Here is a 26,701-nt window from a genome sequence, read left to right as displayed (position 1 = left end):
GCTCCCTGGAGTGTCTAGATGTCCAGCACCAGCCGGGCGCTGTTACTGCTGGAGCAGCAGATCATCATGCTGCCGCGCTGAGCATGTTCCTCGGCCGAGTACACCGAGTCCGCGTGCAGCGGATCGCCTTCCACGACCTTCACTTCGCAGGCACCGCAGATGCCTTGCTCGCAGGAGTACATGACATCGGCACCGGCCTCGAGCAGCGCGCCGAGGATGGTTTCGCCCTTGCAGACCTGCACTTCGGTGCCCGAACGCGCGAGCACCACGGTGAAGGTTTCGCTAGCTGTGGCCGGTGGGCTGGCGCTCTGGAAGCGCTCCACGCGCACGTGCTCCAGGCCATGGGCGGCGCTCAGCGTCTCGAGGTCGGCGAGCATGCGCAGCGGGCCGCAGCAATAGATCTCGGTGCGCGGGTCGATAGCGGCGAGGATATCGGCAAGGGACTTGCGGCCCGCAGTACCGGAGACGTGCAGGGTCACGTCATCGCTGCGCTGCAGGGCGTCGAGGAACAGCGTCTGCTCGGCCGACCTGCTCCAGTAGTGCAGATGCACCCGGCGCCCGGCACTGCGCAGCTCCGCGAGCATCGAGAACAGCGGCGTGATACCGATGCCACCGGCGAGCAGCAGCACCGGGGCATCGCCATCGGCGAGCGCGAAGTGGTTGCGTGGCGGCTGCAGGACGAAGGTCTGGCCGACCCGTGCCTGATCGTGTAGCCAGCGCGAGCCGCCGAGGCCGTCGGCGTCGCGCTTGACCGCGACCACATAGCGCTCGGTATCGCACAGTGGAGTGAGCAGCGAGTACGAGCGGATCTGCTCGTTGGGCAGCACGATGTCCAGGTGGGCGCCGGCCTGAACGGCTGCCAGAGGCAGGCCGTCCAGCGGCTGGAATTCGTAGAGCACGATGTCCTGTGCCCCGTAGCGCATGGCCGTGAGGCGGAACGTCGGCGCGAGCGTTTCAGACGGTGCCATAGTTGATACCCATGCCGCGCAGCCAGGATCGGTACTTCATGCCGAGCAGGTCGGTGCTGTGGTGCAGCTCCTGGCGCAGGTCGGTGGGGATGCGCTCGGGGCGCTGGGTGTCGACGATCGCGCTGTCCTGGGCGTAGACCAGATCCTGACGGCGGCGCACGTCTTCATCGCTGGGCATCGGGTCGAAGTTCATGGCGCAGCAGATGCGCACGATGCTGCGTGTCTCGCTGACCTGCTGCATGGTGAAGAAGGTGCAGAAACGGTCGTTCTCGTTACCTTCATGGGCACGCAACGGGTCGGAAATGATCAGGCGCTTCTTGAAATAGGCCACGCCCGGGCGCAGGCACTTGTAGGCGTAGTAGGCGATGACGGGCACCTGGCGCGGGTCGCCATAGGGCTGGGTGACCTGGACTTCCGAGGTGGCCAGCACGCCATCCTCTTCCCACACCTGGTACTGGCCGATGGGATCCGGTGCGTCCATCAGGCCGTTGACGCCAGCGTGTACGAAGGGAAAGTGGGTCGGGTCGATGAAGTTCTCCAGCGCGCGGTAGCCGGATTTGAACTCGTACGGCCCGCAGACCACCTTCTTGTAGCTGTCGTCGAGCCATTCGGGGAAGGCGGCGATATCCTGTGCCGGCTCACCCAGGCAGGTCCAGATGAAACCGTAGGCCTCCTTCACATGGTGAGCGATGGCCTTGGCTTTTTTCATCGGCGTTTCGTTGGGCGATGCCGGAATCAGTGTGCACTGCGCGCTGCCGTCGTAGTTCCAGCCGTGGTACGGGCAGATCACCTTGTCGGAGGCGATGAAGCCTTTGGACAAGCGCGCGCCGCGATGAATGCACAGATCTTCCCAGACATAGGCCTGGCCCTTGGAGTCCCGCCAGATAACCAGATCACGGTCGAACAGGGTGGACGGATACAGCGTGCCCTCTACCACTTCCTTGCTGCTGGCGACCACATGCCAGTCATTGAGCAGGGCGGGTGCCAGCGGGGCGTCCAGGTTGTTGAGATGCTCTTTGCAATTCATGGGTCGAACTCCGTTCCTGCACATAAGGATTCCAGGCCGGCTAAGCGCTGGGATGAAAAGTCGCAGTGCGCGAATGTTTCCAATGGCCAATGAAAAGCAAGAGGTATGCCACGTTTTTTGTCTACGCCTGCAACCCAGGCGGGGCGCAATCAGCCGATTTCCTTCAATACCGGGAGGGAGCGCTAAAGGCAGCGCACTGCTATATAAGCGTGCGCTATTTGAGTGGTATGCCACTTATATGGGCAGGTGTGGTAGCTTGACGACGTAAATGCGAACAAGAAGCCTCCAGCTTTGACGGCATGATTCGTGCTGAGGGGAATCGTCGTTTGGCATTTTGTGGTTAGCAGGCCGTTGAAAAACGTTGGCGAGGCAGCCAGCGCAAGGCAAAAACAGGCGAAAAAGCGGAGTTTACGTGTTGTAAATGAGCATTTTGAGCCTGTTTTTAACGTCGCGATGGCCACGCAGGTAGTTTTTCAACAGCCTGTTAGCGCCGGTGAGCCTGAGCGGGGAGGGATAGCGCTGACGATCGCTGGCACTGGTGGATCTGTCGAAACGTAACGACGCAACTGTTAATCATCAGCGAGTAGCCAGGAGCTACGGAGCGCAATATGGACAACCAAGAAGTAAAAGCCATGGTCGACGAGGCCGTGAGTCGCTCGAGCCTGTTGGGTCGACCTGGTTTTTTGATACGCCGTCTGCACCAGGTGCATTGCAGCCTGTTCCAGGAGGAAACCCGAGGCCATGACATCACGCCCGTGCAGTACAGCCTGCTCAGTTCACTGGGCATATTGGGCGAGATGGATCAGAACACCATCGCTCAGGCCATTGGTCTGGAGCGCACCAGCGTTGCCGAGGTGATTCCCCGTCTCGAGGCGCGCGGATTGTTGCTGCGCCGGCAGAGCGAAAAGGACAAGCGCGTCAAACTGGTGAAACTGGCGCGCAAGGGCAAAACCCTGGTCACGAAGATGAACGATGCCGTTCAGCGTGCCCATGACCGCACGCTGGAGGCGCTGCCAGCCGAAGAGCGTGACCTGTTCATGCTCCAGCTGATCCGCTTGGTGGAGGCCAACAACGAGGTCAGAAGTGCTCCCTTGCGGCTACAGCCTACAGAGACCGGCAACTGATCTCTGTATCAGGCGTCTAGCAAACAGGCCAAAGCGGCCTCAGCTCAGCTGACGGGCCAGGGCGAGCAGCGCACGGTCACTGCCACGCGGGCCGATCAGCGAAACGCCCACCGGGCCGTCAGCGGTCTGCAGCAACGGCACGGATACCTGAGGTAACCCGCCGACGCCGGCAATAGCGGTCATCCGCTGGGTCGCCAGGCGAATCTGCTCGACCTGCTCGTCGCTGGCTGTCAGGGCGATCGCCGGGCTGGGTGCAGTGGGCAAGCAAAGCACGCCGTCATCGCCGAGCAGGGCATCCAGCTCTGCACGCAATATGCCGAGGCGTTTCTGCGCAGCGGTAGCATCCGCCGCACTGACGCGGCTGGCATTGGCGAAGCGCTCTTTCACCCCTGGGCCGAACTGCGGCTGGTGCTGGTTGATCCAGCTGCCGTATTCCTGCCAGGCTTCGAAGGCCTGCAAGGTGCGGAAATCGTTGGCGAGGTCGGCCAGCGACGGCAGTGCCTGCCAGCCATCACAGGGCAGTGGCAGGCGCGACAGTGTCAGCCAGCTGTTGAATTGCGCCAGCACCGCTTCGCCAGCCTCCTCACGCACGTTGCTGACCAGCAGCACACGGCGTAGGCGAGGTTCACTCGTGGGCAACAGCACCTTGCCGACCCGCTCCAGGGTTTCCCCATCGCGGGCGAACCAGCCCAGGCAGTCGAAGCTGCGTGCCAGTTGCGCGCAGTGCGCGTAGGTGAGCGCGCCATGGCTGGGGCGCAGCCCGTAAATCCCACAGTAGCTGGCCGGAATGCGGATCGAGCCACCGGTATCGCTGCCCATGGCGAAATCCACCAGGCCTGCGGCCACCACCGATGCCGAGCCGCTCGACGAACCACCCGCTGTCGCACCCGGCACCGCAGGATTAGGTGGCGTGCCGTAGTGGACGTTGCTGCCGGCCAGGCTGTAAGTCAGCTCGTCGGTGTGAGTCTTGCCCGTCAGCGTGGCGCCCGCGGCCAGCAGTTGGTCGATCAGCGGCGAGGTGGTTGGCGCAGGCGGGTGGCTGTTACGCCATAGCGGATGACCGCCGCCGGTGCGGTGGCCGGCGATTGCCATCACGTCCTTGACCGCGAAGCTCAAGCCGTCGAGCGGGCCCGAACCGGTGGCGGCAAGGTGGATCGGATCATCGGTGATCATTCCGTTGGCAAGCTTCATGGGCATGTTCCTGACAGTGGGCGATGAAAGATAACAGGTGATTCATGCGACCTCAGCGCATTATCGCCAGCCGCCATGTAGGAGCCCCGACCCCGGGGCGAATATGCGGCCGACGCAGATGGTGCGGTATGACCGCTATCGCTTCGCGCCGGGGCGACGCTCCTACAGGGTGAGGTCTGCAAGCACCTCCATGCTGTAGGAGCCCCGACCCCGGGGCGAATATGTGGCCGACACGGATGGTGCGGTGTGGCCGCTATCGCTTCGCGCCGGGGCGACGCTCCTACAGGGTGAGGTCTGCAAACACCTCCATGTTGTAGGAGCCCCGACCTCGGGGCGAATATGTGGCCGACGCAGATGGTGCGGTGTGACCGCTATCGCTTCGCGCCGGGGCGACGCTCCTACAGGATTGGGGTCTACGCCAGCTCTGCGCTTGCGAGCGATCCATGTGTTCACTCAGGCCGCAAAGCTGGAGTAGGGCGGCAGGATCGAGGCGACAGCGTCGAAGCGCTCGCCGTCTTTCAGGCAGAACGCCGGGGTCAGCAGGCGGTCGCTGTAGGCGGCGGTGCCTTCGTTGTCCTTCAGCTGGAAGCGGCCACGTTCATCGTTGAGTACGCTGATGTCGGCCGGGTTGCCGATGGCCAGGGTGCCGAGGTCTTTCGGCAGGCCGAACACCTCCACCGGGTTGCAGGTGGCCATGGCCACCACGTGGTTGATGGGCAAGCCCAGGGCCAGCATGCTGGTCATCGCCGAGGCCATGGAGAAGCGCTGTTTGCCGAAGAACATGTGCTCGGTATCCGAGTGCTCTTTCGGTGTGCCCGGCGGCGCGGGTACCAGGGTGTTGTAGCCGTGCATGTCGGCACCGAGGGTGTCGGGAATCACGCCGCCATCGAGAACGATGCGCGCGCACTGGAAGCTGAAGTGCGAGCCGTGACCGACATCCACCTTCAGCCCCATGTCCCTGGCCAGGGTCATGAAGGGGTGCAGCTTGCCGTCGGCGCTGACCACACCGCCCGGATGACGGGAGAACGGGTGGGCGAGGATATCGCCAGCTTTGAGCATCGGCACCACATCGGCGAGGATCGAGTCGGGATGCACCGGGCTCGGGTCTCCTGGGCTTGGCCACAGCTGGCCGAAGTGAATGTACAGCGGCATGCCGGCGCGCCGGGAGATCTCCGCGCTCATCGCCATCACATCGCTGCCCCAGCGTTCGAAGCCGCCCAATTCGGCGTGGGCCTTGAAGCCCTTGATGATGTCGGTATTGGCCAGCGCCGCGCGTACGGTCGCGTCGACGTCCACGCACTCCGGGGTATACAGGCTGGGGTAGAAATGACCCTCCAGGCCGCCGACCAGGTAGGCCGACAGGTAGGCGAATACGCGGGTTTTCTTGGCCTTGACCACATGCTCGCGGAACGCCGGCAGCGTCATGCACGATGGCCCGCCCTGGTCGATCAGGGTGGTCACCCCCGAATGCACGCCGGCGAGATCGGCATCCAGCCCGAAGCGGCCGGTCACGAATTCGAAGACGTGGCCGTGGGTGTCGATCAGGCCGGGCGTAACCAGCTTGCCGCTGACATCGATCACCGTGGTTGCCGCACCGGCAGCGCCAGGCGCGGTGATCGCCTCGATACGACCATTGCTGATGGCGATGTCGAAATTCCCGTCGTAGCCCTGGGCGGGGTCGATCAGGTAACCACCTTTGAGGATTACATCAGCCATTGTTCTTCACCTTCTACTAGTCGCGAACCCAACACTGCGTTGAGGTATGCCCAAGTGGGTGCAACGGCTGTGCCATTTATCCCGTATCTATTTCCATTAAAATCTCAATATATTGATAAATATAGATTTATTATTTTATTTATAGAGGGGTATACCACTCTTTATGATTGTCGGTGGCGAATCTTAATTGCCCTTTACGAACTAAAGTGGGGTATGCCACCTATTTGTGCCTTGTTTTGATGCAGGCGTGATACGCCCTCGAATGGGCTCATGCGTAGCCAGAGCGCAAGCCTGCTTTCGCCTCGAGCAGTACGTGACTGCAGGCAGGGGACTGGCCTGAATGAAGCCTCGCCCATTTAAGTGGCATACCACCCATATCGCGAGCGCTGTTGGGGCGAACAATGCACATGATCCAGCTATCAAAAAACCTGAAAATTAATTAACTATCTGATTATTAACCGTAAAAAATAAATGGCATGCCACTTGCTTTGACCCTTGTGCTGCGCCGGCCGTGGTTTTGCGTGCCCGCATTGATGTCAACGTCAATAACTAGAAGGAAGTCAGCATGTCAGCAATTCGCGACCTTATTTGCTCCACGGCTGTTGCCAAGGGGCACGTTGGTAAATCTCTTTCGGCTATCGCGCTGGCACTGGCGACCACCATCGGCGCCGTATCCATCAGCCAGGCCATGACCGCTGAAGAGGTGAAGGCTCGGGGCTACGTCGTGGTCGCCACCGAAGATGACTACCGTCCCTTCGAATTCATGGAGAACGGCAAGTCGACCGGCTACGACAACGAACTCAAGGATCTGGTAGAGAAGGAAACCGGCCTGGAACTGCGTCAGCAGATCATGCCCTGGGCCGGGATTCTTTCTGGCGTCACCAGCGGCAAGTTCGACATGGCGCTGTCTGCGGTCATGGTCACCGCCGAACGCAAGCAGAGCTTCGACTACACCACGCCAACGGCTGAATCGGCGACCTACTACGGGGTGAAGAAGGGAAGTTCGATCAAGACCGCCGAAGACCTGATCGGCAAGGTAGTCGGGGCTGAAACCGGTAGTGCCTTCCTGGCCGAACTCAAGGCATTCGACGCCAAGCTCAAGGCCAGCAAAGGCGAGGGCGTGAAGAAAATCATGGAGTACCACGGCTATCCCGAGGCTTATCAAGATCTGGCCCAGGGCCGTATCGATGCAGTCGTTAACACTGATCTGACCTTGCGTGCGCTGGTCAAGGAGCGTGGCGATGTGTTCGAGCTGGGGCAGCCGATCGGTGAGCCTGGCCACAAAGCCTGGGCCGTCAAGAAAGGCAACGATGGCGTACTCGAGGTGATCAACAACGCACTGCTGAAAATCCGTGAAAGCGGTGAGATGTATCGCCTGCAGGAAAAATGGTTGGGCGTGCGCTTCGAGAACATGCCGCTTAACGTGAACTGATAAAGCCATCATGAATGCATACGACTACTGGAGCATCCTGCAGGGTGCCTTTGCCACGGTGGGTGTGTCACTGGTAGGAATCGTGATTGGCATTCCTCTGGGGCTGGGCCTGGCGCTGGTGCGCTGGGCCCGGATCCCGGTAGCCCGGCAACTGGCCTTCGTCTACGTCAGCATTATCAGATCCTGCCCTGCGGTGACCCTGATTCTGCTGGTGTACTTCGGCCTGCCGCAGTTCGGCATCTCGCTGAGCCCGCTGCTCGCCGCACTGATTTCCCTTTCGGTCACCGCCGCTGCATTCAACTGCGAGATATGGCGCGCGGCCTTGCTGGCCTTCGATCGACAGCAGTACGACGCGGCGCTGGCCTTCGGCATGCCGCGGCGCATGCGGGTGATGCGCATCGTGCTGCCCCAGGTCTGGCAGTCGAGCCTGCCTGGGCTGGTCAACGAGATGACCATGCTGGTGAAGTCCAGCCCGGCCATCGCGGTGATCGGCATGGTCGAGATCACCCGTGCAGCCCAGCGTGTGGGCGCCAGAACCTATGATCCATTGCCGCCGTTGCTGGTCGGGCTGTGCCTGTACGTGGCGATCATCTTTCTGCTGGTCAGGCTGCAACGTCGCCTGGAGCGCAACGTCCAGGGTCTGGAGTCCGCCGTATGAACCTCAGCGATTTCATCACCGTCTGGCAGCACTATCCGTCAATTCTGGAAGGCTTCATGAACACCCTGGTGTTCATCCTGATCGCCGGCAGCGTCTCGCTGCTGCTGGGGATTCTGCTCACGCCGCTGCTGATGTCGAACCGCGTGTTCATTGGCCGCAGCGCTTCGTTCTACTGTGAGTGCATGCGCTGCACGCCGTTCCTGCTGCTGGTGTACCTGATCTATTTCGGGCTGCCATCTGGGGGCATCCAGCTGAGCAACTGGGTGTCGGGCATCGTTGCGCTGATCATCTACAACACCGCCTACATGGCGATCATCCTCAAGGGCGCCTGGAAGGATCTGCCCCACGACACCATCGAGGCGGGCAGGGCGTTCGGCTTCCACGGCTTCGGCTTGCTGCGGCGCATCATCATGCCGCCCGTGCTGCTGCGCGCGACACCGATGATCGGCAACCAGATGATCCAGATCGTCAAGGACAGCGCCTTTTTGGGAATCATCGCCGTGACCGAGCTGACGGCCGCCATCAACGCCATTCAGTCGACTTACTTCATTCCCTTCGCCAGCTTTCTGTCGGCGGTGCTGATGTACTGGGTGATCTGTCTGGCCATCGAATTGCTCACCAACCTATTTACCCGTTACGCCGAGGTGCGCCGCGCATGAGCAGTCTTATGAACAACGTGGATACGTCAGCAACGACCAAGGTGTTGCAGGTGCAGGGCGTGTCCAAGTCCTTTGGCGCCAACCGCGTATTGGCGGATGTATCCCTGGATTTGGAGCGTGGCGAAGTGCTGTGCCTGCTCGGGCCGTCGGGCTGCGGCAAGTCGACCCTGCTGCGCTGTATCAACTGGCTGGAGACGCCGGACGCCGGCAGCATCCGTCTCAATTCCAAGCGTTTCGGTGCGCACAAGGGCGGCGCGCGGATCGGCGATGCCGAACTGGCGCAGATGCGCTCGCGCATCGGTATGGTGTTCCAGCACTTCGCTTTGTGGCCGCACCTGACCGTGCTCGGCAATATCATGGAAGCCCCGGTACACGTGCAGAAGCGCAACCGTAAGGAGGTGCATGACGAGGCTATGGCGCTGCTCGCCAAGGTCGGGCTTGCCGACAAGGCCAACATGTTCCCGTCGCGGCTCTCGGGCGGGCAGAAACAGCGGGTCGGCATTGCCCGTGCGCTGGCCATGAAGCCGGACGTGCTGTTGTTCGACGAACCCACCAGCGCCCTCGACCCGATGCTGGTCGGCGAGGTGCTGGAGGTGATGCGCGATCTGGCCGCCGAGGGCGCGACCATGGTGATCGTCACCCATGAAATGGAGTTCGCCCGGCAGGTCGCCAGCCGAATCATCTTCATGGATGGCGGCCACATCGTTGAAAGCGGCTTGCCGGAAGCCTTCTTCAGTGCCCCGCAAACGGCCCGCGCCCAGCAGTTTCTGGCGCCGTTCCGGCAGCGAGCCTGAGCTGTGCCGTTGGCCGCGAGCGCTGGTGCCTGGCGACGCTCCGGCGTTATGCTGCGCGGCTCAGCTCATTGCCGGAACCCCCATGCTGGTCATTTCCAACAGCATCCATCTGCCTGACGACGAAGTCGAACTCACCGCCATCCGCGCCCAGGGCGCGGGCGGGCAGAACGTCAACAAGGTGTCCAGCGCCATGCACCTGCGCTTCGACAGCCAGGCGTCGTCACTGCCGCCGTTCTACAAGGAACGGCTGTTGGCGCTGCGTGACAGCCGCATCACTGCCGATGGTGTGGTGATCATCAAGGCGCAGCAATATCGCACCCAGGAACAGAACCGCGCCGACGCCCTGGAGCGCCTGGCCGAGCTGATCCGTTCCGCAGGCAAGACCGAAAAGGCCCGCCGCCCGACCAAACCGACCCTCGGTTCCAAGAAGCGTCGGCTGGAAGGCAAGACCAAGCGCGGGGCGATCAAAGCGGGCAGGGGCAAGGTCGATTTTTAATCCCAGTGCGGCGCAAACCCCGGGTTGGCCAGCCGCTCCCCGCGCTCCAGTTTGGCGATGGCTGCCATGTCCTGTTCGCTGAGTGTCAGCTTCAATGCGCCCAGGTTGCTATCCAGGTTGGCCCGTTTGGTGGATGACGGAATCACCGCGAAACCCTGCTGCAGCGCCCAGGCCAGTGCGACCTGTGCTGGATTGGCGGCGTGTTTGGCGGCGATGTCCTGAATCACCGGATCGCTCATCACCTTGCCGTAGGCCAGTGGCATGTAGGCGGTCAGGTGCACGCCGTGTTCCTGGGCGAACTCCACCACCTTGCGGTTCTGCAGGAACGGGTGGATTTCCACCTGGTGGGTGGCGATCTGGTCAGCGCCGACCACCTCCATTGCCTGTTGCAGATGCGCGTTGGTGAAGTTGGACACACCGATCAGCGCGGTCAGACCAGCAGCCTTGGCCTCCAGCAGGGCTGCCATGTATTCGGCCACCTGTAGTTCGTCATTGGGGGAGGGCCAATGGATCAGGGTCAGATCGACCTGGTCGAGGCGCAGCTTGCGCAGGCTTTCTTCCAGGCTGGGGATCAGCTTGTCGGCGCCCAGGTTGTCGGTCCAGATCTTGGTGGTGACGAACAGTTCGCTGCGCGGCACGCCGCTTTCGGCGATGGCTTGGCCCACTTCGGCTTCGTTGCCGTAGATCTGTGCGGTGTCGATATGCCGGTAGCCAAGCTCAAGGCCGGTGCGTACCGAATCGATCACCTGCTGATCCTTGAGGCGGAAGGTGCCGAGGCCGAGGGCGGGAATCTGTGGCATGTAAGTCTCCTGTTGAATGGACAGCTGTCTGTAGCTGACAGCGATGCCCAAGGGTTGTTGCGCTGGATTCGTGAGCCAGTATGTGCCGTGGACTTATGCGGAAAAACCGCGTTTCATGCAGAACATATTTGCGCCGCAATCACGAATGGTCGCCATGAAAACCACCCTCGACGAACTCCTTGCCTTCAGTACCGTGGTGGCCAGCGGCTCCATCAGCGCCGCCGCGCAGCAGTTGGGGCAGACCGCTTCGGGCATCAGCCGTGCCCTTAGCCGACTGGAAGAAAAGCTCGATGTAACGTTGCTGCAGCGCACCACCCGGCGCCTGGAACTGACCGAGGAGGGCCATGCCTTTCTCGTCCAGGCGCGGCGCATCGTGGCCAGTGTCGAAGAAGCCGAGGAGCAGATGCGCGTGCGTAGGCAGACGCCGGCCGGGCGCTTGCGCGTCAACGCTGCCGCGCCGTTCGTGCTGCATGCGATGGTGCCGCTGGTCAAAGGCTTTCGCGAGCGCTACCCGAATATCCAGCTGGAGCTGCACAGCAGCGATGAAATCATCGACCTGATCGAGAAGCGCACCGACGTGGCCATCCGCATCGGCCCGCTGCGCGACTCCACCCTGCATGCCCGGCCGCTGGGCAGCAATCGCATCCGCGTTCTGGCCAGCCCGGTCTATCTGCAGGAGCGAGGCGTGCCGAGCAGTGTCGAGGCGCTGAGCGAGCATAGCCTGCTCGGCTTCACCCAGCCGGAGAGCCTCAACCTGTGGCCGCTGCGCCATGAGCACGGCGACCGTTACGCCATCGAGCCCAGCCTGCAGGCCTCCAGCGGCGAGACACTGCGCCAACTGGCCTTGAGCGGCGCGGGGATCGTTTGCCTGGCGGATTTCATGACCCACCGCGACCGTGCTTCGGGCGAGCTGGTACAAATCCTCACGGAGCACACCGTGGAGGTGCGCCAGCCGATCCATGCCGTGTACTACCGCAACACCGCACTGACGTCGCGCATCACCTGTTTTCTTGATTACCTGAGCTGCGAGCTGGGCCAGACGCTGTGAGTTTCACGTGCTCGCAAAGGCGTGAAATACAGAGTGATTCGGGCGGGTTTTCGCTGGAGCCGGGCGCGGGCCGAGTGCCCGGATTACCTGGGCTGCAGCATATGTACCAGTGGTCGTATATATAGGTGGAACTGGCCGAGTGCCACACGGGTCTAGGATGATGGTTGATAAGGAGATACCAAAATGACCAAGTCCCCGTTCTTTCGTCGTCTGGCTGCCATGTTGGCAGTGTTCCATGTCCTCATGATCGCCCAGGTTCCACTCGCCAATGCCGCGATGATCGGTACGGGTGAAGTGCTCACCGAGCAGCAACAGCAGGTCGACCGTCAGCAGCTGCTGTCGATGCTCGACGATCAGCAGGTCAAGGAAAAGCTGCTCGCCATGGGCGTCGAGCGTGATCAGGTGGAAAACCGCATCAACAACCTGACCAGCGCCGAACTGTCGCAATTCAATGCACAGCTCTCTGAAGCCCCGGCTGGTGCCGGTGTGGTCGGCATCATTGTGTTGTTCTTGGTGATCTTCATCATCACCGATATGCTCTGCGCCACAGACCTCTTCAGTTTCGTGAAATGTATAAATCGCTAAGACCGCTCCTCGCTTCACTTCTGATCGTCCTGCTCAGCGCGTGCGCCAGCTCTCCGGTACTTTTACCGGAGACCGAGCGCCTGCCTGAGCGGGTCGAGCTCAGCAGCGTTCCCTTCTATCCGCAGACCGCTTATCAGTGTGGCCCCGCCGCTTTGGCGACCATGCTCAATCAGCGCGGTGTGCTGACCACCCCAGGTTTCCTGCAGGATCAGGTCTATATCCCTGGCCGCGAAGGCAGCTTGCAGGTGGAAATGGTGGCAGCAGCGCGCTCTCACGATTTACTCGTTTACCCGCTCAAGCCCAGGCTCGACGCGCTGCTGGCCGAAGTGGCTGCCGGCAACCCGGTGCTGGTGCTGCAGAACCTGGCCTTCGACTGGTACCCGCAGTGGCACTTCGCGGTGCTGGTGGGTTACGACCGCCGTGAGCAGACGCTGATCCTGCGCTCTGGTACCACTCGCCGCTGGGTGACCGACTTCGCCGCGTTCGACAAGACCTGGGCGCGAGGCAACCGCTGGGCCGTAGTGACCATGCCGCCAGATACTCTGCCCGCGACCGCCGAGCCGACCGTATGGCTCAAGGCCGCCGCTGACTTGGAAGAAGTTGGCCGCAATGATGTCGCCCAGCACGCCTATCGCACCGCCACCCAACGCTGGCCGGAGCAGGCCGTAGGCTGGTTCGCCCTGGCCAATAGCCGTTACGCCGGTGGTGATCTGCGCGGTGCCGAAGCGGCGTTACGCGAAAGTGTCAGCCGCCAGCCGGACTTCGCCCCGGGCTGGTTCAACCTGTCTCAGGTGCTCGACGAACGCGGCTGCAAAACCGAAGCTACCAGCGCCCGTCAATGCGCCCAACGTATCGCCCCGGACGACAAGCGCTTCACGGTAATCGGCAAGCAGGGCGCTGCGTCAGATCAGTGCGGTGCCCCCACCGCGTGCCCAGCCCAGTAGTCCATCTCATCTGGCAAAACAAAACGGCGCTCGAGAGCGCCGTTTTGTATGGGGCTGGTGCATGCCGCACGTGAACTGTCTCTTGTAGGGTGGATGGGCGCGCGTAGCTGAGCTGGCGCTCTTTGCACCCACCGTCAGGTTGATTGATTGCTCCCACGCTCCAGCGTGGGAGCATCGGCTTGGGCGCTCCGCGCCCGCTTCCCGGCTCGCAGGGACGCAGAGCGTCCCAGGATGCATTCCCACGCTGAGCGTGAGGAGCGATCAATTGCTGTCCCAGTGCTGGAATAGAAGAGCGTTTTCCACCCTACGAGGGCGATGCGCATCATCGTAGCCTGGGTTGAGCGAAGCGATACTCAGGAATAAGAGCTGGCGTTACGGCGGCGAGGGCAGGGCAGCTACACATCTCAAAATCCAAAAAACTCAATTTTTTTAGTCAGTTAGCGAAAAAGGGTATTGACTCTTTAGCGTGCCTACGTAAAATGCGCACCCACAGCAGGCACATAGCTCAGTTGGTTAGAGCACCACCTTGACATGGTGGGGGTCGTTGGTTCGAATCCAATTGTGCCTACCAAATTTTAAATGGTCGCTTCGGCGGCCATTTTTTTTGATCGCGATTCCTGGTTGTTGCCTTTCGGGATGCTGTTCGCGATTTGGGGAGATTCTCCCAGGGCTTTCTAGGGCGCCTTGTCAGGTGTCCGTGATTCTGCAAGCATCCACCGTTTAACACTTTCCAGTGATTGTGGTTCCTTGGCTGGCCTAACAGCTCCTGCCTCTGTATGGCAGGTACGCCAATGGATCGCTTACTGGCTCATCCCAACCCATGTGGCCTTTGGTAGAGGTCACCACTAGGAGAGGAAGCGCCATGCCTATCATTACTCTTCCCGACGGCAGTCAGCGTTCGTTCGATCATCCGGTATCCGTACTCGAGGTGGCTCAATCCATTGGTGCCGGCCTGGCCAAAGCCACCGTCGCTGGCAAGGTCGATGGCCGTCTGGTTGACGCCTGTGACCTGATCGAAGCCGATGCGACCCTGCAGATCATCACGCCCAAGGATGCGGAGGGCGTAGAAATCATTCGCCACTCCTGTGCTCACTTGATCGGCCATGCAGTCAAGCAGTTGTACCCGACTGCACGCATGGTTATCGGCCCGGTGATCGACGATGGCTTCTATTACGACATCGCCTACGAACGCCCCTTCACGCCCGATGACGTCACCGCCATCGAAGCGCGCATGAAAGAGCTGATCGACAAGGACTACGACGTCATCAAGAAAGTAACGCCGCGCGCCGAAGTCATCGACGTGTTCACCTCGCGCAGCGAAGACTACAAACTGCGCCTCGTCGAAGACATGCCGAACGAGCAGGCCATGGGCCTGTACTACCACGAAGAGTACGTGGACATGTGCCGCGGCCCGCACGTGCCCAACACCCGCTTCCTCAAGGCATTCAAGCTGACCAAGCTGTCCGGCGCCTACTGGCGCGGCGATGCCAAGAACGAGCAACTGCAGCGCATCTACGGCACTGCCTGGGCCGACAAGAAGCAGTTGGCTGCCTACATTCAGCGCATCGAAGAAGCCGAGAAGCGCGATCACCGCAAGATCGGCAAGCGCCTCGATCTCTTCCACACCCAGGAAGAAGCGCCGGGCATGGTGTTCTGGCACCCCAATGGCTGGACCATCTATCAGGTGCTCGAGCAGTACATGCGTGGTGTGCAGCGTGAAAACGGCTACCAGGAAGTCCGTACCCCGCAGGTCGTCGACCGTGTGCTGTGGGAGAAGTCCGGGCACTGGGGCAACTACGCCGACAACATGTTCACCACCGAGTCGGAAAGTCGCGACTACGCCATCAAGCCCATGAATTGCCCGTGTCATGTGCAGATCTTCAATCAGGGCCTGAAGAGCTACCGCGAGCTGCCGCTGCGTCTGGCCGAGTTCGGTTCTTGCCACCGCAACGAAGCATCCGGTGCCCTGCACGGCATCATGCGTGTGCGCGGCTTCACTCAGGACGACGCGCACATCTTCTGCACCGAAGAGCAGGTGAAGAAAGAAGCGGCCGATTTCATCAAGCTGACTCTGCAGGTCTATTCGGACTTCGGCTTCAGCGACATCAAGATGAAGCTGTCCACTCGTCCGGCCAAGCGTGTTGGCGACGACGCCTTCTGGGATCGCGCCGAGAAAGCCCTGGCCGACGCCCTGAATGACGCTGGCCTGCCGTGGGAATACCTGCCGGGCGAAGGTGCATTCTACGGTCCGAAGATCGAATTCACCCTGCTCGACTGCCTCGGCCGTGCCTGGCAGTGCGGCACCCTGCAGTACGACCCGAACATGCCGCAGCGTCTGGAAGCGAGCTACGTTTCCGAAGACAACAGCCGCAAGATCCCGGTCATGCTGCACCGCGCGATTCTCGGTTCCTTCGAGCGTTTCATCGGAATTCTCATCGAACACTACGAGGGTGCCTTTCCGGCATGGCTGGCGCCAACCCAGGCAGTGATCATGAATATCACCGATAAACAGGCCGATTTTGCCCTCGAAGTGGAAAAATCACTCACTCAAAGCGGCTATCGTGCCAAGTCCGACTTGAGGAACGAGAAGATAGGCTTTAAAATCCGCGAGCATACTTTGCTCAAGGTCCCCTATCTGCTAGTCATCGGGGATCGCGAAGTCGAGACGCAAACTGTCGCTGTGCGTACCCGTGAAGGTGCTGACCTGGGCTCCATGCCCGTCGCCCAATTCAATGAGTTGCTCGCACAAGCGGTTTCCCGGCGCGGTCGCCAAGATTTGGAGTAATTATTATTAAGCGTGAAATGAGACAAGATAAACGAGCTGCACCGAAGGCCCCGATCAACGAGAATATCTCGGCACGCGAGGTTCGGTTAATTGGCGCTGAAGGCGAGCAGATTGGCATCGTCTCTATTGAAGAAGCGCTTAAAATAGCCGAAGACGCCAAGCTGGATCTGGTGGAAATTTCTGCTGATGCATTGCCGCCGGTTTGCCGGATCATGGATTACGGCAAGCACCTCTTCGAAAAGAAGAAGCAGGCAGCGATTGCCAAGAAGAACCAGCACCAGCAGCAGATTAAAGAAATCAAGTTTCGTCCAGGGACGGAAGATGGGGATTACCAGGTAAAACTTCGCAACCTGGTACGTTTCCTGATGGAAGGGGACAAGGCCAAGATCTCTTTGAGATTCCGTGGTCGTGAGATGGCCCACCAGGAGCTGGGTATGGAACTGTTGAAGCGGGTCGAAGCTGACCTCGCCGAACACGGTACCGTCGAACAGCATCCTAAGATGGAAGGACGCCAACTGATGATGGTCATCGCTCCCAAACGCAAGAAGTAACCTCCAGGGCACGGCAGGCCTTATGGTTATCTATATCAACTGAATGCGGAGTATCCGAACATGCCAAAGATGAAAACCAAAAGCGGTGCGGCTAAGCGTTTCCTGAAAACCGCCACCGGCTTCAAGCACAAACACGCTTTCAAGAGCCACATCCTGACCAAGATGTCGACCAAACGTAAGCGTCACCTGCGCGGTAGCACCATGGTGCATCCGTCTGACGTTGCAAAGGTCGCGCGCATGCTGCGCGTTCGTTAATCTCGGTCAAGATAGAGGAAATAACTCATGGCTCGTGTTAAACGTGGCGTTATCGCTCGTGCTCGTCACAAAAAAATTCTGAAACTCGCTAAAGGCTACTACGGTGCACGTTCGCGCGTATTCCGTGTTGCCAAGCAGGCTGTCATCAAGGCTGGTCAATATGCCTATCGTGACCGTCGTCAGAAAAAACGTCAGTTCCGCGCTCTGTGGATCGCTCGTATCAACGCTGGTGCTCGCGTCAACGGTCTGTCCTACAGCCGTTTCATCGCTGGCCTGAAAAAAGCGTCGATCGAAATCGACCGTAAGGTTCTGGCTGATCTGGCAGTGAACGAAAAAGCGGCGTTTGCTGCGATTGTCGAGAAAGCGAAAGCCGTACTGGCTTAAGTCCCCGACAATCACCGGGTTTCGGCCCGGTGCTAAACGTCACCAATAGGGGAAGAGCCTTCAAGCTCTTCCCCTGTTTCGTATCTGGAGTCTGTAAATGGAAAATCTGGATGTGCTGGTCTCGCAAGCGCTTGAGGCCGTCAGCCACACCGACGATGTGAACGCCCTGGAGCAACTGCGGGTTCACTATCTGGGCAAGAAGGGCGAACTGACCCAGGTGATGAAGACTCTGGGCAACCTGTCTGCCGAAGAACGTCCCAAAGCGGGCGCTCTGATCAACTCGGCCAAGGAGCGCGTCCAGGACGCCCTCAACAGCCGCAAGGACATTCTCGAGTCGGCCGCGCTGAGCGCCAAGCTCGCCGCTGAACGTATCGATGTCACCCTGCCGGGCCGTGGTCAGGCATCGGGTGGTCTGCACCCGGTTACCCGTACCCTGGAGCGCGTCGAGCAATTCTTTACGCGCATTGGTTACGGCATTGCCGAAGGCCCCGAAGTGGAGAACGACTACCACAACTTCGAGGCGCTCAACATTCCGGGCCACCACCCGGCTCGTGCCATGCACGACACCTTCTATTTCAACGCCAACATGCTGCTGCGCACCCATACCTCGCCGGTACAGGTACGCACCATGGAGTCCCAGCAGCCGCCGATTCGTATCGTCTGCCCGGGCCGCGTGTACCGTTGCGATTCCGATATCACCCACTCGCCGATGTTCCACCAGGTCGAAGGCCTGCTGGTCGACGAGGGTGTGAGCTTCGCTGACCTCAAGGGCACCATCGAGGAATTCCTCCGCGTGTTCTTCGAGAAGCCCCTGGGCGTGCGTTTCCGTCCTTCCTTCTTCCCGTTCACCGAGCCGTCGGCCGAAGTCGACATGCAGTGCGTGATGTGCAGCGGCAAAGGCTGCCGCGTGTGCAAGCAGACCGGCTGGCTGGAAGTGATGGGCTGCGGCATGGTGCACCCGAACGTGCTGCGCATGAGCGGCATCGACCCGGAAAAATACTCCGGCTTCGCCTTCGGCATGGGCGTCGAGCGCCTGGCCATGCTGCGCTATGGCGTCAACGATTTACGGCTGTTCTTCGATAACGATCTGCGGTTCCTGGCGCAATTTCGCTAGCACCTCTCGCATTTTGTAATCGAATCGGATCAGGAGAACAGACAGTATGAAATTCAGTGAACAGTGGCTGCGTGGCTGGGTAAGCCCGCAGGTTTCCCGTGACGAACTGGTCGCGCGCCTCTCCATGGCCGGCCTCGAAGTCGACAGCGTCAGCCCGGTGGCCGGCGCCTTCAGTGGTGTGATCGTGGGCGAGGTGCTGAGCACCGAGCAGCACCCGGACGCCGACAAACTGCGCGTGTGCCAGGTCAGCAACGGCAGCGAAACCTTCCAGGTCGTGTGCGGCGCGCCCAACGTGCGTCCCGGCCTGAAGATTCCGTTCGCCATGATCGGCGCCGAACTGCCCGGCGACTTCAAGATCAAGAAGGCCAAGCTGCGCGGCGTCGAGTCCAACGGCATGCTCTGCTCGGCTTCCGAGCTGCAGATTAGCGAAGACAACGACGGCCTGCTCGAGCTGCCAGCCGATGCGCCGGTTGGCCAGGACATCCGCGAGTACTTCGAACTCAACGACGTCAGCATCGAAGTCGACCTCACCCCCAACCGCGGTGACTGCCTGTCGCTGGCTGGTCTGGCCCGTGAAGTCGGTGCCCTCTACGACGTGCCGGTAACCCGGCCACAGGTTGCTGCAGTCGCCCCGACCCACGACGAAGTGCGCCCGGTCGATGTGCTCGCTACCCAGGCCTGCCCGCGTTACCTGGGCCGCGTGGTGCGCAATGTCGACCTGTCCAAGCCGACCCCGCGCTGGATGGTCGAGCGTCTGCGCCGTGCCGACGTACGCAGCATCGACGCCGCCGTCGACATCACCAACTACGTGATGCTCGAACTCGGCCAGCCGATGCACGCCTTCGACCTCGACGTGATCCAGGGCGGCATTCGTGTGCGCATGGCCGAAGAGGGCGAGAAGCTGGTACTGCTCGACGGCCAGGAAGTCACCCTGCGTGCCGACACCCTGGTCATCGCCGACCATGAGCGCGCCCTGGCCATTGCCGGTGTGATGGGCGGCGAGCACAGCGGCGTCAGCGACAACACCCGCGACCTGTTCCTCGAAAGCGCCTTCTTTGACACCATCGCCGTCGCTGGCAAGGCCCGTTCCTACGGTCTGCACACCGACTCCTCGCACCGCTTCGAGCGCGGCGTGGACTGGCAGCTTGCCCGCGAAGCCATGGAGCGCGCCACGTCGTTGCTGCTGGAGATCGTCGGCGGCGAAGCCGGCCCGATCATCGAAGCAGTAGCCGAAGCGCAATTGCCGAACATCGCACCGATCAGCCTGCGTGCCGAGCGCGTCGAGCAGATGCTCGGCCTCAAGCTCGACGACGAACTGATTGTCAAACTGCTCTCTGCACTGGGCCTGGATATCGAAGCACAAGGGGCAGGGCAGTGGCAGGTTAAAGTACCGAGTCACCGCTTCGACATCAGCCTGGAAGTCGACCTGATCGAAGAGCTGGCCCGCCTTTACGGCTACAACCGCCTGCCGGTTCGTTACCCGCAAGCACGCCTGGCGCCGCAGACCAAGGCCGAAGCCGTGGCTGACCTGCCGGTGCTGCGTCGCCTGCTGGTGGCCCGCGGTTACCAGGAAGCGATCACCTACAGCTTCATCGATCCCAAACTGTTCGAGCTGTTCAGCCCGGGCGTGCAGCCGCTGACCCTGGCCAACCCGATCTCCGCCGATATGGCCGCCATGCGCGCCTCGCTGTGGCCGGGCCTGGTCAAGGCTGTGGAGCACAACCTCAACCGCCAGCAGCCGCGCGTGCGCCTGTTCGAAAGCGGCCTGCGTTTCGTTGGCCAGCTGGACGAACTCAAGCAAGAGCCGATGCTCGCTGGCGTGATCACCGGCAGCCGTCTGCCGGAGAGCTGGGCCCATGGCCGTGACGGCGTGGACTTCTTCGATGCCAAGGCAGACGTCGAAGCCCTCCTAGCTGCAGCTGGCGACATCGGCAGCTTCAGTTTCGTGCCGGGCGAGCACAGTGCCCTGCATCCGGGCCAGACCGCACGCATCGAGCGGGAAGGGCGCCTGGTTGGTTACGTAGGTGCCATCCACCCGGAGCTGGCCAAGACCCTCGGCCTCGATCAGCCGCTGTTCCTGTTCGAGCTGGTGTTGAGCGAAATCACCCAGGGCCGCATGCCGGCATTCAAAGAGCTGTCGCGCTTCCCCGAAGTGCGCCGCGACCTAGCTTTGCTGGTAGATCGCGAAGTACCGGCCCAGCATCTGCTGGCCGATATTCGTGAGCAGGCTGGTGAATGGCTGACCGACCTCAGGTTGTTTGATGTTTATCACGGTAAAGGCATTGATCCGCTTAGAAAAAGCCTCGCCGTTGGCTTGACCTGGCAGCATCCATCGCGCACTCTGAATGACGATGAGGTGAGCAGCGCAACCCAGAATATCCTCACCTCCCTGGAACAAAGGTTCAACGCCACGTTAAGGAACTAGCGTATGGGGGCACTGACGAAAGCTGAGATGGCCGAACGTCTGTACGATGAGCTGGGCCTGAACAAGCGAGAAGCCAAGGAGCTGGTGGAACTCTTCTTCGAAGAAATCCGCCAGGCTTTGGAACTCAATGAGCAGGTGAAGCTCTCAGGCTTCGGTAACTTCGATCTGCGCGATAAGCGTCAGCGCCCCGGTCGTAATCCAAAAACAGGGGAGGAAATCCCTATCACGGCCCGCCGTGTAGTGACTTTCCGCCCCGGCCAGAAGCTTAAAGCCAGAGTTGAAGCTTATGCTGGAACCAAGTCATAACGACGAACTGCCTGTCATACCCGGCAAGCGGTACTTCACCATCGGCGAGGTCAGTGAACTCTGTGCGGTGAAACCGCACGTGCTTCGTTATTGGGAGCAGGAGTTTCCGCAGCTCAACCCGGTAAAGCGTCGCGGCAACCGTCGGTATTATCAGCGCCAGGATGTGCTGATGATCCGCCAGATCCGTGCCTTGTTGTACGACCAGGGTTTCACCATCGGCGGTGCACGGCTGCGCCTGACCGGCGACGAAGCCAAGGACGACAACACCCAGTACAAGCAACTCATCAAGCAGATGATCGCCGAGCTGGAAGATGTTCTCCTCGTCCTGCGCAAATGATTTTTGCGAAGAAAAACCTTCCGTAATTCATATGCTTAGTTTATAGTTCCTCCCGCTTTCGGCTAACGCCAAAGGTACCCGCAACACCAGTCGGGGCGTAGCGCAGCCCGGTAGCGCACTTGCATGGGGTGCAAGGGGTCGAGTGTTCGAATCACTCCGTCCCGACCAAATAATCCCAACATCGAAGCTCGGTCAGAAATGATCGGGCTTTTTTGTGCGTGCATTTTTCTTTAGTGGGCTCTTTGTGTCGTTCGGGCGGGCGCTCACTGTCCCGGCGTGGCGCGCTAACCGTTACACTGCGCGCACTTTGCCAGGCCGGTTTTCCCGCCTTTGCGTATTGCCCACAGCGTCGCTGCTCAGGGCAGTAAATCCACTCTTCAATTTAGGCAGTCATCTACGTGATCACCGGCGCTATCAAATCCCAAGTCGATCAAATCTGGAATGCGTTTTGGAGTGGCGGGATTTCCAACCCCATGGAAGTCATCGAGCAGATGACCTACTTGCTGTTTATCAAACGCCTCGACGAATTGCAGACGGTTAAGGAGCGCAAAGCCGCGCGTACAGGGCAGCCGATTGATAAGCCGATTTTCAGTCCCTACCAGGCGCACTTGCGTTGGGCGGCGTTCAAGGCGCTGGGTGATCCGGCCAGCCTGTACACGCTGGTTGCGGACAAAGTGTTCCCGTTTATCAAAACCCTGGGCGGTGAGGATGGTCAGTCCACCTACGCCGCACATATGAAGGATGCGCGTTTCACCATTCCCACTCCGGCGTTGCTGGCCAGGGTGGTGGATATGCTCGACGCCATCCCCATGGAAGACCGCGATACCAAGGGCGACCTCTACGAATACATGCTCGGCAAAATCGCCAGCGCCGGGCAGAACGGCCAGTTCCGCACGCCGCGGCACATCATCAAACTGATGGTCGAGATGATGGCGCCTAAGCCGTCGGACACCATCTGCGACCCGGCCTGCGGCACCGCGGGTTTTCTGGTAACGGCTGCTGAGTACCTGAACAAACACCATAGCCACGAGCTGTACCAGGACGCGGCCAGCGCCAAGCGCTTTAACCATGACACCTTTCACGGCTTCGACTTCGACAGCACGATGCTGCGCGTCGGTTCTATGAACATGCTGCTGCACGGCGTGGAGAACCCGGCGATTGAAAACCGCGACTCGCTCAGTGAGGGCCATGCCAGCGTAGAAGGGCAGTTCAGTTTGATTCTGGCCAACCCGCCGTTTGCTGGCAGCCTGGATTACGAAAGCTGCGCCAAGGATCTGCAGCAAATCGTTAAAACCAAAAAGACCGAGCTGCTATTTCTCGCCCTGTTTCTGCGCCTGATGAAGGCCGGCGGTCGCGCGGCGGTGATCGTCCCGGACGGCGTGCTGTTCGGCTCCAGCAAGGCGCACAAGGCGCTGCGGCAGATGCTGGTGGAAGAGCACAAACTGGACGGTATCGTCTCCATGCCCTCCGGCGTGTTCCGCCCCTATGCCGGCGTATCCACCGCCATTTTGCTGTTTACCAAAACCAACTCCGGCGGCACCGATCACGTCTGGTTCTACAACATGCAGGCCGACGGCTTCTCGCTGGACGACAAGCGCAACGAGCTGGACGCCAGCAAGCACGAAACCAACAACCTGCCCGATATCATCAAACGCTGGCACAACCGCACCACCAGCGTCGGCCTGGACCGCACCGCCCAAAGCTTTCTGGTGCCCAAGGCTGAGATCGTCGGCAATGACTACGACCTGTCGATCAATCGCTATAAGCAAGTGGTGTACGAGGAAGTGCAGCACGAGTCGCCGCAGAAAATTCTGGCCGAGTTAAAGGTGCTGGAGGCGGAGATTATGCGGGGGATGGATGAGTTGGAGGGGATGTTGAATTGAGTCTCCAGATGATCAAGTTCACGGATGCTGTTCGGGATGTTTCAGGGGGTAACACGAAGCTGCCTCAATCCGAGTACCAGCTTGCCGGTGAGCTGCCTGTGATTGATCAAGGCCAACGCTTCATCGCGGGTTACACCGATGAAATGACATGCGCTTTTAGAAGTGACGAACTTCCTGTTGTTGTATTTGGCGACCATACAAAGGCGATCAAATTTATCGACTTTCCCTTCGTCATGGGGGCGGATGGCGTCAAAGTGCTGAAGCCAAACAAAGAGTGTGACGCCAAATTTCTGTATCACTTTTTGCGGCAAGCCAAGATTCCGGATGCTGGCTACAGCAGGCACTTTAAGTTTCTTAAAGGGCTAAATATCCCGCTTCCACCACTCCCCGAGCAACGCCGTATCGCGGCGATTCTGGACAAGGCCGACGCTCTGCGCACCAAGCGCCGCGAAGCCATCGCCAAGCTCGATCAACTGCTGCATTCGGTATTTTTGGAAATGTTCGGCGATCCAATTACAAATCCGAAAAACTGGCAGTTACACAACTTGGCGGAGGCAACGTTTTTTCAAGAAGGTCCCGGAATTCTTGCAAAAGACTTCCGTGATGCAGGCGTGCCTTTGGTGCGCCTGGCAGGTATCAATGATGGGAAGGTGTCACTTAAGGGATGTAATTTTGTTGATCGTGAAATGTTCGAGAGAAAATGGTCACAATTTGCTTTGTCAGAAGGCGACATCCTTGTGTTGACCAGTGCCACCTTCGGGAAGCCTGCAGTTGTTGGCAAGGAAACGGTAGGTTCAATTTTTTACACTGGCATCATCCGTTTCAATCCTAGGCACGCCGGACTATCGGCTGAATTTTTGAAGGCCTTCCTCGCTTCGCCTTGGTTTTTGCGGCAAGCACAAAAACTTGCGTCAGGCGCTGTGATTAAGCACTTTGGTCCGACACACCTCAAAAAGATGCACATTCCAATCCCTCCGATGGAGCTTCAACAAACCTTTGCACGCATAGCCGAAAACATCATCCGGCAGAAGAGCGAGCTGCGGAAAAGTATTAACGAGATGGATAAGTTGTTCATTAGCTTGCAGCATCGAGCCTTTGAGGGACATCTATAGCCCGGTAGGGTGGGTTGAGCGCAGCGATACCCATCAACGATGGCCATCACTCAATCGCATGGCTATCGCGTTCAGCAAGTAGCAAGTAGGGTGGATCACGCGTCATCGATCCACCGGTGGGCGGCGTCACGGTGGACGAAAAAACTCGGCTACTCGCCCCGATCCGCCTTACATACTAACCAGTGCTCCCTAGCACGCCAAGGAACAGGCAACCCAAATGGCTCAATTCTTCCCCGCTCGTACCACCTGCCGCTTCGATACCCCCGGCGAACGCCGGCTGGCCGAGCGCCTGGAGAAGAAGCTCGAAGACGACTACCTGTGCTGGTTCAATATCCCAGTGGGGCCAAAAGCCTTGCAGCCAGATTTTGTCCTGATGCATCCGTTGCGCGGGGTGCTGGTGCTGGAGGTCAAGGACTGGAGGATGGATACCATTCAGAGCATGGATCGCGGCCAGGCGAAGATCTTTGCCGATGGCGTGCTGAAAACCCAGAAGAACCCGATGATGCAGGCACGCGCCTACGCCATGGAAGTGGTGATGATGCTGCAGCGCGATGCGGCGCTTAAACAGCCCGCCGGTTCACCACGCGCCGGCAACCTGATCATGCCGTTCGGCTGGGGCGTGGTGCTGACCGCGATTACCCGCAAGCAGTTCGAGGGCACGGATTTGGCCGAGGTGCTCAACCCGCAACAGGTGCTGTTTCAGGATGAAATGACCGAAACGGTCGACGCCGAAGTCTTCCAGAAACGGCTGTGGGACATGTTCCACCACGTTTTCCCCTGCCAGTTGAGCCTGCCGCAGATCGACCGCGTGCGTTATCACCTGTACCCCGAGGTGCGGGTCAATGCACTGCCGGGGCAGTTCGGTTTATTTGCCGAGCAGGACGCGCCGCTGCCCAGCCTGATCAAGGTGATGGACTTGCAGCAGGAGCAACTGGCGCGCTCGCTGGGCGAGGGCCATCGAGTGATTCACGGCGCGGCTGGCAGCGGCAAGACCATGATCCTCGGCTATCGCTGTGCGCACCTGGCGCAGGTGTCGAGCAAGCCGGTGCTGGTGCTGTGCTACAACAAGTCCCTGGCCGGCCGCTTGCAGCAAGTGCTGGCCGAGCGTGGCTTGAGCGAAAAGGTAGTAGTGCGTAACTTCCACGCCTGGTGCTCGGACATGCTTACCGCCTTTAACGTCGATCGCCCGGATCATAAGTTGTCGGTCAGTGCAAAGATGGCGCAGATGGTCGAGAACACCATCGATGGCGTCGACCGGGGGCAGATCCCCCGCGCGCAATACGCCGCGGTGCTGATCGACGAGGGCCATGACTTCCAGCCGGAGTGGTTCAAGTTGGTGGTGCAGATGATCGACCCGGAGAGCAATTCGCTGCTGGTGCTGTATGACGATGCGCAGTCGATCTATCGCGGCAAGGGCGGTAAAAGCGGCATGGATTTCAGTTTTGCCAGTGTCGGCATTCAGGCCCAGGGCCGCACCACCATCCTGCGCCTGAACTACCGCAATACCGTGGAGGTGCTGTCGGTGGCGCGGGCCTTTGCTATGGAGCTGTTGACTGCCCGCGATGCCTCTGAGGATGGCGTGCCCATCGTCGCGCCACAAAGCGCGGGCCGGCGTGGCGCCTTCCCCGAGCTGCTGCGCTGTGAGTCTGATTGGCAGGAGCACAACTGCATCGTCGAGCGTATCCGCGATGAACAAGGCCATGGCCGCGCGCTGGATGATATGGCGGTGATCTATCGCAGCACCGCCCAGGCGCAACGTATCGAACGGGCCTTGAGCGAGGCCGGCATCGCCTTCGCCTCGGGCCAATCGGCCAAGGCCGTGGCACGTTGTATGGCAGCGAGGAGGCGGTCAAGATCGTCAGCATGCATTCGAGTAAAGGCCTGGAGTTCGGCCTGGTGCTGATCCCCAACCTGGGTGAAATGCCGAAGAAGGGTGAAGACGAAGTCGACGAGGCGCGCTTGCTGTATGTGGCCATGACCCGCGCGATTGATCGGCTGGTGATGACCTACCGCGAGCCGTCCAGCTTTACCCGCAGAATTCAGGACTCAATCGGCAGCGTGCGCCAGCACCTGGACGATATGGACTCACAGAAGGCAGCTGGTTGAT

The 26,701-nt window shown here is 60.1% G+C and carries 26 protein-coding genes and 2 tRNA genes; 23 read left to right on the top strand and 5 right to left on the bottom strand.

Annotation, left to right across the window (positions count from 1 at the left end):
• Nucleotides 1-14: 14 nt before the first annotated feature.
• Together ACZ3GY_RS11500 and ACZ3GY_RS11495 are read right to left on the bottom strand one after the other, a co-directional pair.
• The gene (locus ACZ3GY_RS11500; RefSeq protein ID WP_465910113.1) at nt 15-968 is read right to left on the bottom strand and encodes a PDR/VanB family oxidoreductase; all 954 of its coding nucleotides are present in this window, start codon (nt 966-968) and stop codon (nt 15-17) included.
• Nucleotides 955-1,995 carry a Rieske 2Fe-2S domain-containing protein gene (locus ACZ3GY_RS11495; protein WP_465910112.1) on the bottom strand — a complete coding sequence of 347 codons (1,041 nt, stop codon included), beginning with the start codon at nt 1,993-1,995 and terminating at the stop codon, nt 955-957. The genes ACZ3GY_RS11500 and ACZ3GY_RS11495 overlap by 14 nt, the downstream gene beginning before the upstream one ends.
• A 608-nt stretch (nt 1,996-2,603) precedes the next feature.
• Between ACZ3GY_RS11495 and ACZ3GY_RS11490 the strand changes: the two genes are divergently transcribed.
• Complete coding sequence (locus ACZ3GY_RS11490) at nt 2,604-3,119, top strand: MarR family winged helix-turn-helix transcriptional regulator (protein WP_225833295.1); 516 nt, start codon at nt 2,604-2,606, stop codon at nt 3,117-3,119.
• A 39-nt stretch (nt 3,120-3,158) separates the two neighbouring features.
• Here ACZ3GY_RS11490 and ACZ3GY_RS11485 read toward each other — a convergent pair whose 3' ends face one another.
• Both ACZ3GY_RS11485 and ACZ3GY_RS11480 read right to left on the bottom strand, forming a co-directional pair.
• A complete protein-coding gene (locus tag ACZ3GY_RS11485; RefSeq protein ID WP_465910111.1) occupies nt 3,159-4,310 on the bottom strand; it encodes an amidase in 1,152 nt (383 codons plus the stop codon).
• 453 nt (nt 4,311-4,763) lie between these two features.
• Nucleotides 4,764-6,026, bottom strand: coding sequence for an amidohydrolase/deacetylase family metallohydrolase (locus tag ACZ3GY_RS11480; protein ID WP_465910110.1), 1,263 nt, complete (start codon nt 6,024-6,026; stop codon nt 4,764-4,766).
• 565 nt (nt 6,027-6,591) lie between these two features.
• Between ACZ3GY_RS11480 and ACZ3GY_RS11475 the strand changes: the two genes are divergently transcribed.
• The 5 genes from ACZ3GY_RS11475 (at nt 6,592) to arfB (ending at nt 10,065) form a co-directional block, all read left to right on the top strand.
• Nucleotides 6,592-7,458 carry a transporter substrate-binding domain-containing protein gene (locus ACZ3GY_RS11475; RefSeq protein WP_225833287.1) on the top strand — a complete coding sequence of 289 codons (867 nt, stop codon included), beginning with the start codon at nt 6,592-6,594 and terminating at the stop codon, nt 7,456-7,458.
• Nucleotides 7,459-7,468: 10 nt separating this feature from the next.
• Complete coding sequence (locus ACZ3GY_RS11470) at nt 7,469-8,116, top strand: amino acid ABC transporter permease (protein ID WP_465910109.1); 648 nt, start codon at nt 7,469-7,471, stop codon at nt 8,114-8,116.
• Nucleotides 8,113-8,775 carry an amino acid ABC transporter permease gene (locus ACZ3GY_RS11465; protein ID WP_225833283.1) on the top strand — a complete coding sequence of 221 codons (663 nt, stop codon included), beginning with the start codon at nt 8,113-8,115 and terminating at the stop codon, nt 8,773-8,775. The genes ACZ3GY_RS11470 and ACZ3GY_RS11465 overlap by 4 nt, the downstream gene beginning before the upstream one ends.
• Complete coding sequence (locus ACZ3GY_RS11460; protein WP_463565341.1) at nt 8,772-9,569, top strand: amino acid ABC transporter ATP-binding protein; 798 nt, start codon at nt 8,772-8,774, stop codon at nt 9,567-9,569. Before ACZ3GY_RS11465 ends, ACZ3GY_RS11460 begins: the two co-directional genes overlap by 4 nt.
• Nucleotides 9,570-9,651: 82 nt before the next feature.
• Nucleotides 9,652-10,065, top strand: coding sequence for an alternative ribosome rescue aminoacyl-tRNA hydrolase ArfB (gene arfB / locus ACZ3GY_RS11455; protein WP_042552863.1), 414 nt, complete (start codon nt 9,652-9,654; stop codon nt 10,063-10,065).
• Here arfB and dkgB read toward each other — a convergent pair.
• Nucleotides 10,062-10,865: a 2,5-didehydrogluconate reductase DkgB gene (gene dkgB, locus ACZ3GY_RS11450; protein WP_465910108.1), complete on the bottom strand. Its 804-nt coding sequence runs from the start codon at nt 10,863-10,865 to the stop codon at nt 10,062-10,064. The genes arfB and dkgB overlap by 4 nt on opposite strands.
• 154 nt (nt 10,866-11,019) lie before the next feature.
• Between dkgB and ACZ3GY_RS11445 the strand changes: the two genes are divergently transcribed.
• The 17 genes from ACZ3GY_RS11445 to ACZ3GY_RS11365 all read left to right on the top strand — a co-directional run bounded on the left by ACZ3GY_RS11445 (nt 11,020) and on the right by ACZ3GY_RS11365 (nt 26,700).
• The gene (locus tag ACZ3GY_RS11445; RefSeq protein WP_465910107.1) at nt 11,020-11,913 is read left to right on the top strand and encodes a LysR substrate-binding domain-containing protein; all 894 of its coding nucleotides are present in this window, start codon (nt 11,020-11,022) and stop codon (nt 11,911-11,913) included.
• 183 nt (nt 11,914-12,096) lie between these two features.
• On the top strand, nt 12,097-12,498 hold the full coding sequence (locus ACZ3GY_RS11440) for a PA2779 family protein (protein ID WP_042552865.1): 402 nt from the start codon (nt 12,097-12,099) through the stop codon (nt 12,496-12,498).
• Entirely contained in the window at nt 12,483-13,442 is a 960-nt protein-coding gene (locus ACZ3GY_RS11435; protein ID WP_465910106.1) for a PA2778 family cysteine peptidase, read from the top strand. Before ACZ3GY_RS11440 ends, ACZ3GY_RS11435 begins: the two co-directional genes overlap by 16 nt.
• A 494-nt stretch (nt 13,443-13,936) precedes the next feature.
• Nucleotides 13,937-14,013 (top strand) — tRNA-Val (locus ACZ3GY_RS11430).
• A 291-nt stretch (nt 14,014-14,304) separates the two neighbouring features.
• On the top strand, nt 14,305-16,227 hold the full coding sequence (gene thrS, locus ACZ3GY_RS11425) for a threonine--tRNA ligase (RefSeq protein ID WP_465910105.1): 1,923 nt from the start codon (nt 14,305-14,307) through the stop codon (nt 16,225-16,227).
• On the top strand, nt 16,227-16,778 hold the full coding sequence (gene infC / locus ACZ3GY_RS11420; RefSeq protein ID WP_225839773.1) for a translation initiation factor IF-3: 552 nt from the start codon (nt 16,227-16,229) through the stop codon (nt 16,776-16,778). The genes thrS and infC overlap by 1 nt, the downstream gene beginning before the upstream one ends.
• A 60-nt stretch (nt 16,779-16,838) precedes the next feature.
• A complete protein-coding gene (rpmI, locus tag ACZ3GY_RS11415; RefSeq protein ID WP_042552869.1) occupies nt 16,839-17,033 on the top strand; it encodes a 50S ribosomal protein L35 in 195 nt (64 codons plus the stop codon).
• 27 nt (nt 17,034-17,060) lie between these two features.
• Nucleotides 17,061-17,417 (top strand): 50S ribosomal protein L20, encoded by a 357-nt coding sequence (gene rplT, locus ACZ3GY_RS11410; protein ID WP_225833270.1) that lies wholly within the window; start codon nt 17,061-17,063, stop codon nt 17,415-17,417.
• Nucleotides 17,418-17,514: 97 nt separating this feature from the next.
• On the top strand, nt 17,515-18,531 hold the full coding sequence (gene pheS / locus ACZ3GY_RS11405) for a phenylalanine--tRNA ligase subunit alpha (protein WP_225833268.1): 1,017 nt from the start codon (nt 17,515-17,517) through the stop codon (nt 18,529-18,531).
• A 46-nt stretch (nt 18,532-18,577) separates the two neighbouring features.
• The gene (gene pheT, locus ACZ3GY_RS11400) at nt 18,578-20,956 is read left to right on the top strand and encodes a phenylalanine--tRNA ligase subunit beta (RefSeq protein ID WP_465910104.1); all 2,379 of its coding nucleotides are present in this window, start codon (nt 18,578-18,580) and stop codon (nt 20,954-20,956) included.
• A 3-nt stretch (nt 20,957-20,959) separates the two neighbouring features.
• A complete protein-coding gene (ihfA, locus tag ACZ3GY_RS11395) occupies nt 20,960-21,262 on the top strand; it encodes an integration host factor subunit alpha (RefSeq protein WP_013791841.1) in 303 nt (100 codons plus the stop codon).
• Nucleotides 21,243-21,599: a MerR family transcriptional regulator gene (locus ACZ3GY_RS11390; RefSeq protein WP_463565335.1), complete on the top strand. Its 357-nt coding sequence runs from the start codon at nt 21,243-21,245 to the stop codon at nt 21,597-21,599. Before ihfA ends, ACZ3GY_RS11390 begins: the two co-directional genes overlap by 20 nt.
• A gap of 91 nt (nt 21,600-21,690) precedes the next feature.
• Nucleotides 21,691-21,767, top strand: a tRNA-Pro gene (locus tag ACZ3GY_RS11385).
• 305 nt (nt 21,768-22,072) lie between these two features.
• Nucleotides 22,073-23,482 carry a type I restriction-modification system subunit M gene (locus ACZ3GY_RS11380; protein ID WP_465910102.1) on the top strand — a complete coding sequence of 470 codons (1,410 nt, stop codon included), beginning with the start codon at nt 22,073-22,075 and terminating at the stop codon, nt 23,480-23,482.
• An 8-nt stretch (nt 23,483-23,490) separates the two neighbouring features.
• A complete protein-coding gene (locus ACZ3GY_RS11375) occupies nt 23,491-24,594 on the top strand; it encodes a restriction endonuclease subunit S (protein ID WP_465910101.1) in 1,104 nt (367 codons plus the stop codon).
• Nucleotides 24,595-24,811: 217 nt separating this feature from the next.
• Nucleotides 24,812-26,497 carry a UvrD-helicase domain-containing protein gene (locus ACZ3GY_RS11370; protein ID WP_465910100.1) on the top strand — a complete coding sequence of 562 codons (1,686 nt, stop codon included), beginning with the start codon at nt 24,812-24,814 and terminating at the stop codon, nt 26,495-26,497.
• Nucleotides 26,458-26,700, top strand: a complete 243-nt coding sequence (locus ACZ3GY_RS11365; protein WP_465910099.1) for a 3'-5' exonuclease — start codon at nt 26,458-26,460, stop codon at nt 26,698-26,700. Before ACZ3GY_RS11370 ends, ACZ3GY_RS11365 begins: the two co-directional genes overlap by 40 nt.
• Nucleotide 26,701 lies beyond the last annotated feature (1 nt).

The organism is Pseudomonas sp. PME37.24/006, assembly GCF_055556635.1.
Note: the sequence above shows the minus strand (reverse complement) of the source record. Positions and strands in the feature narration are given on the sequence as shown.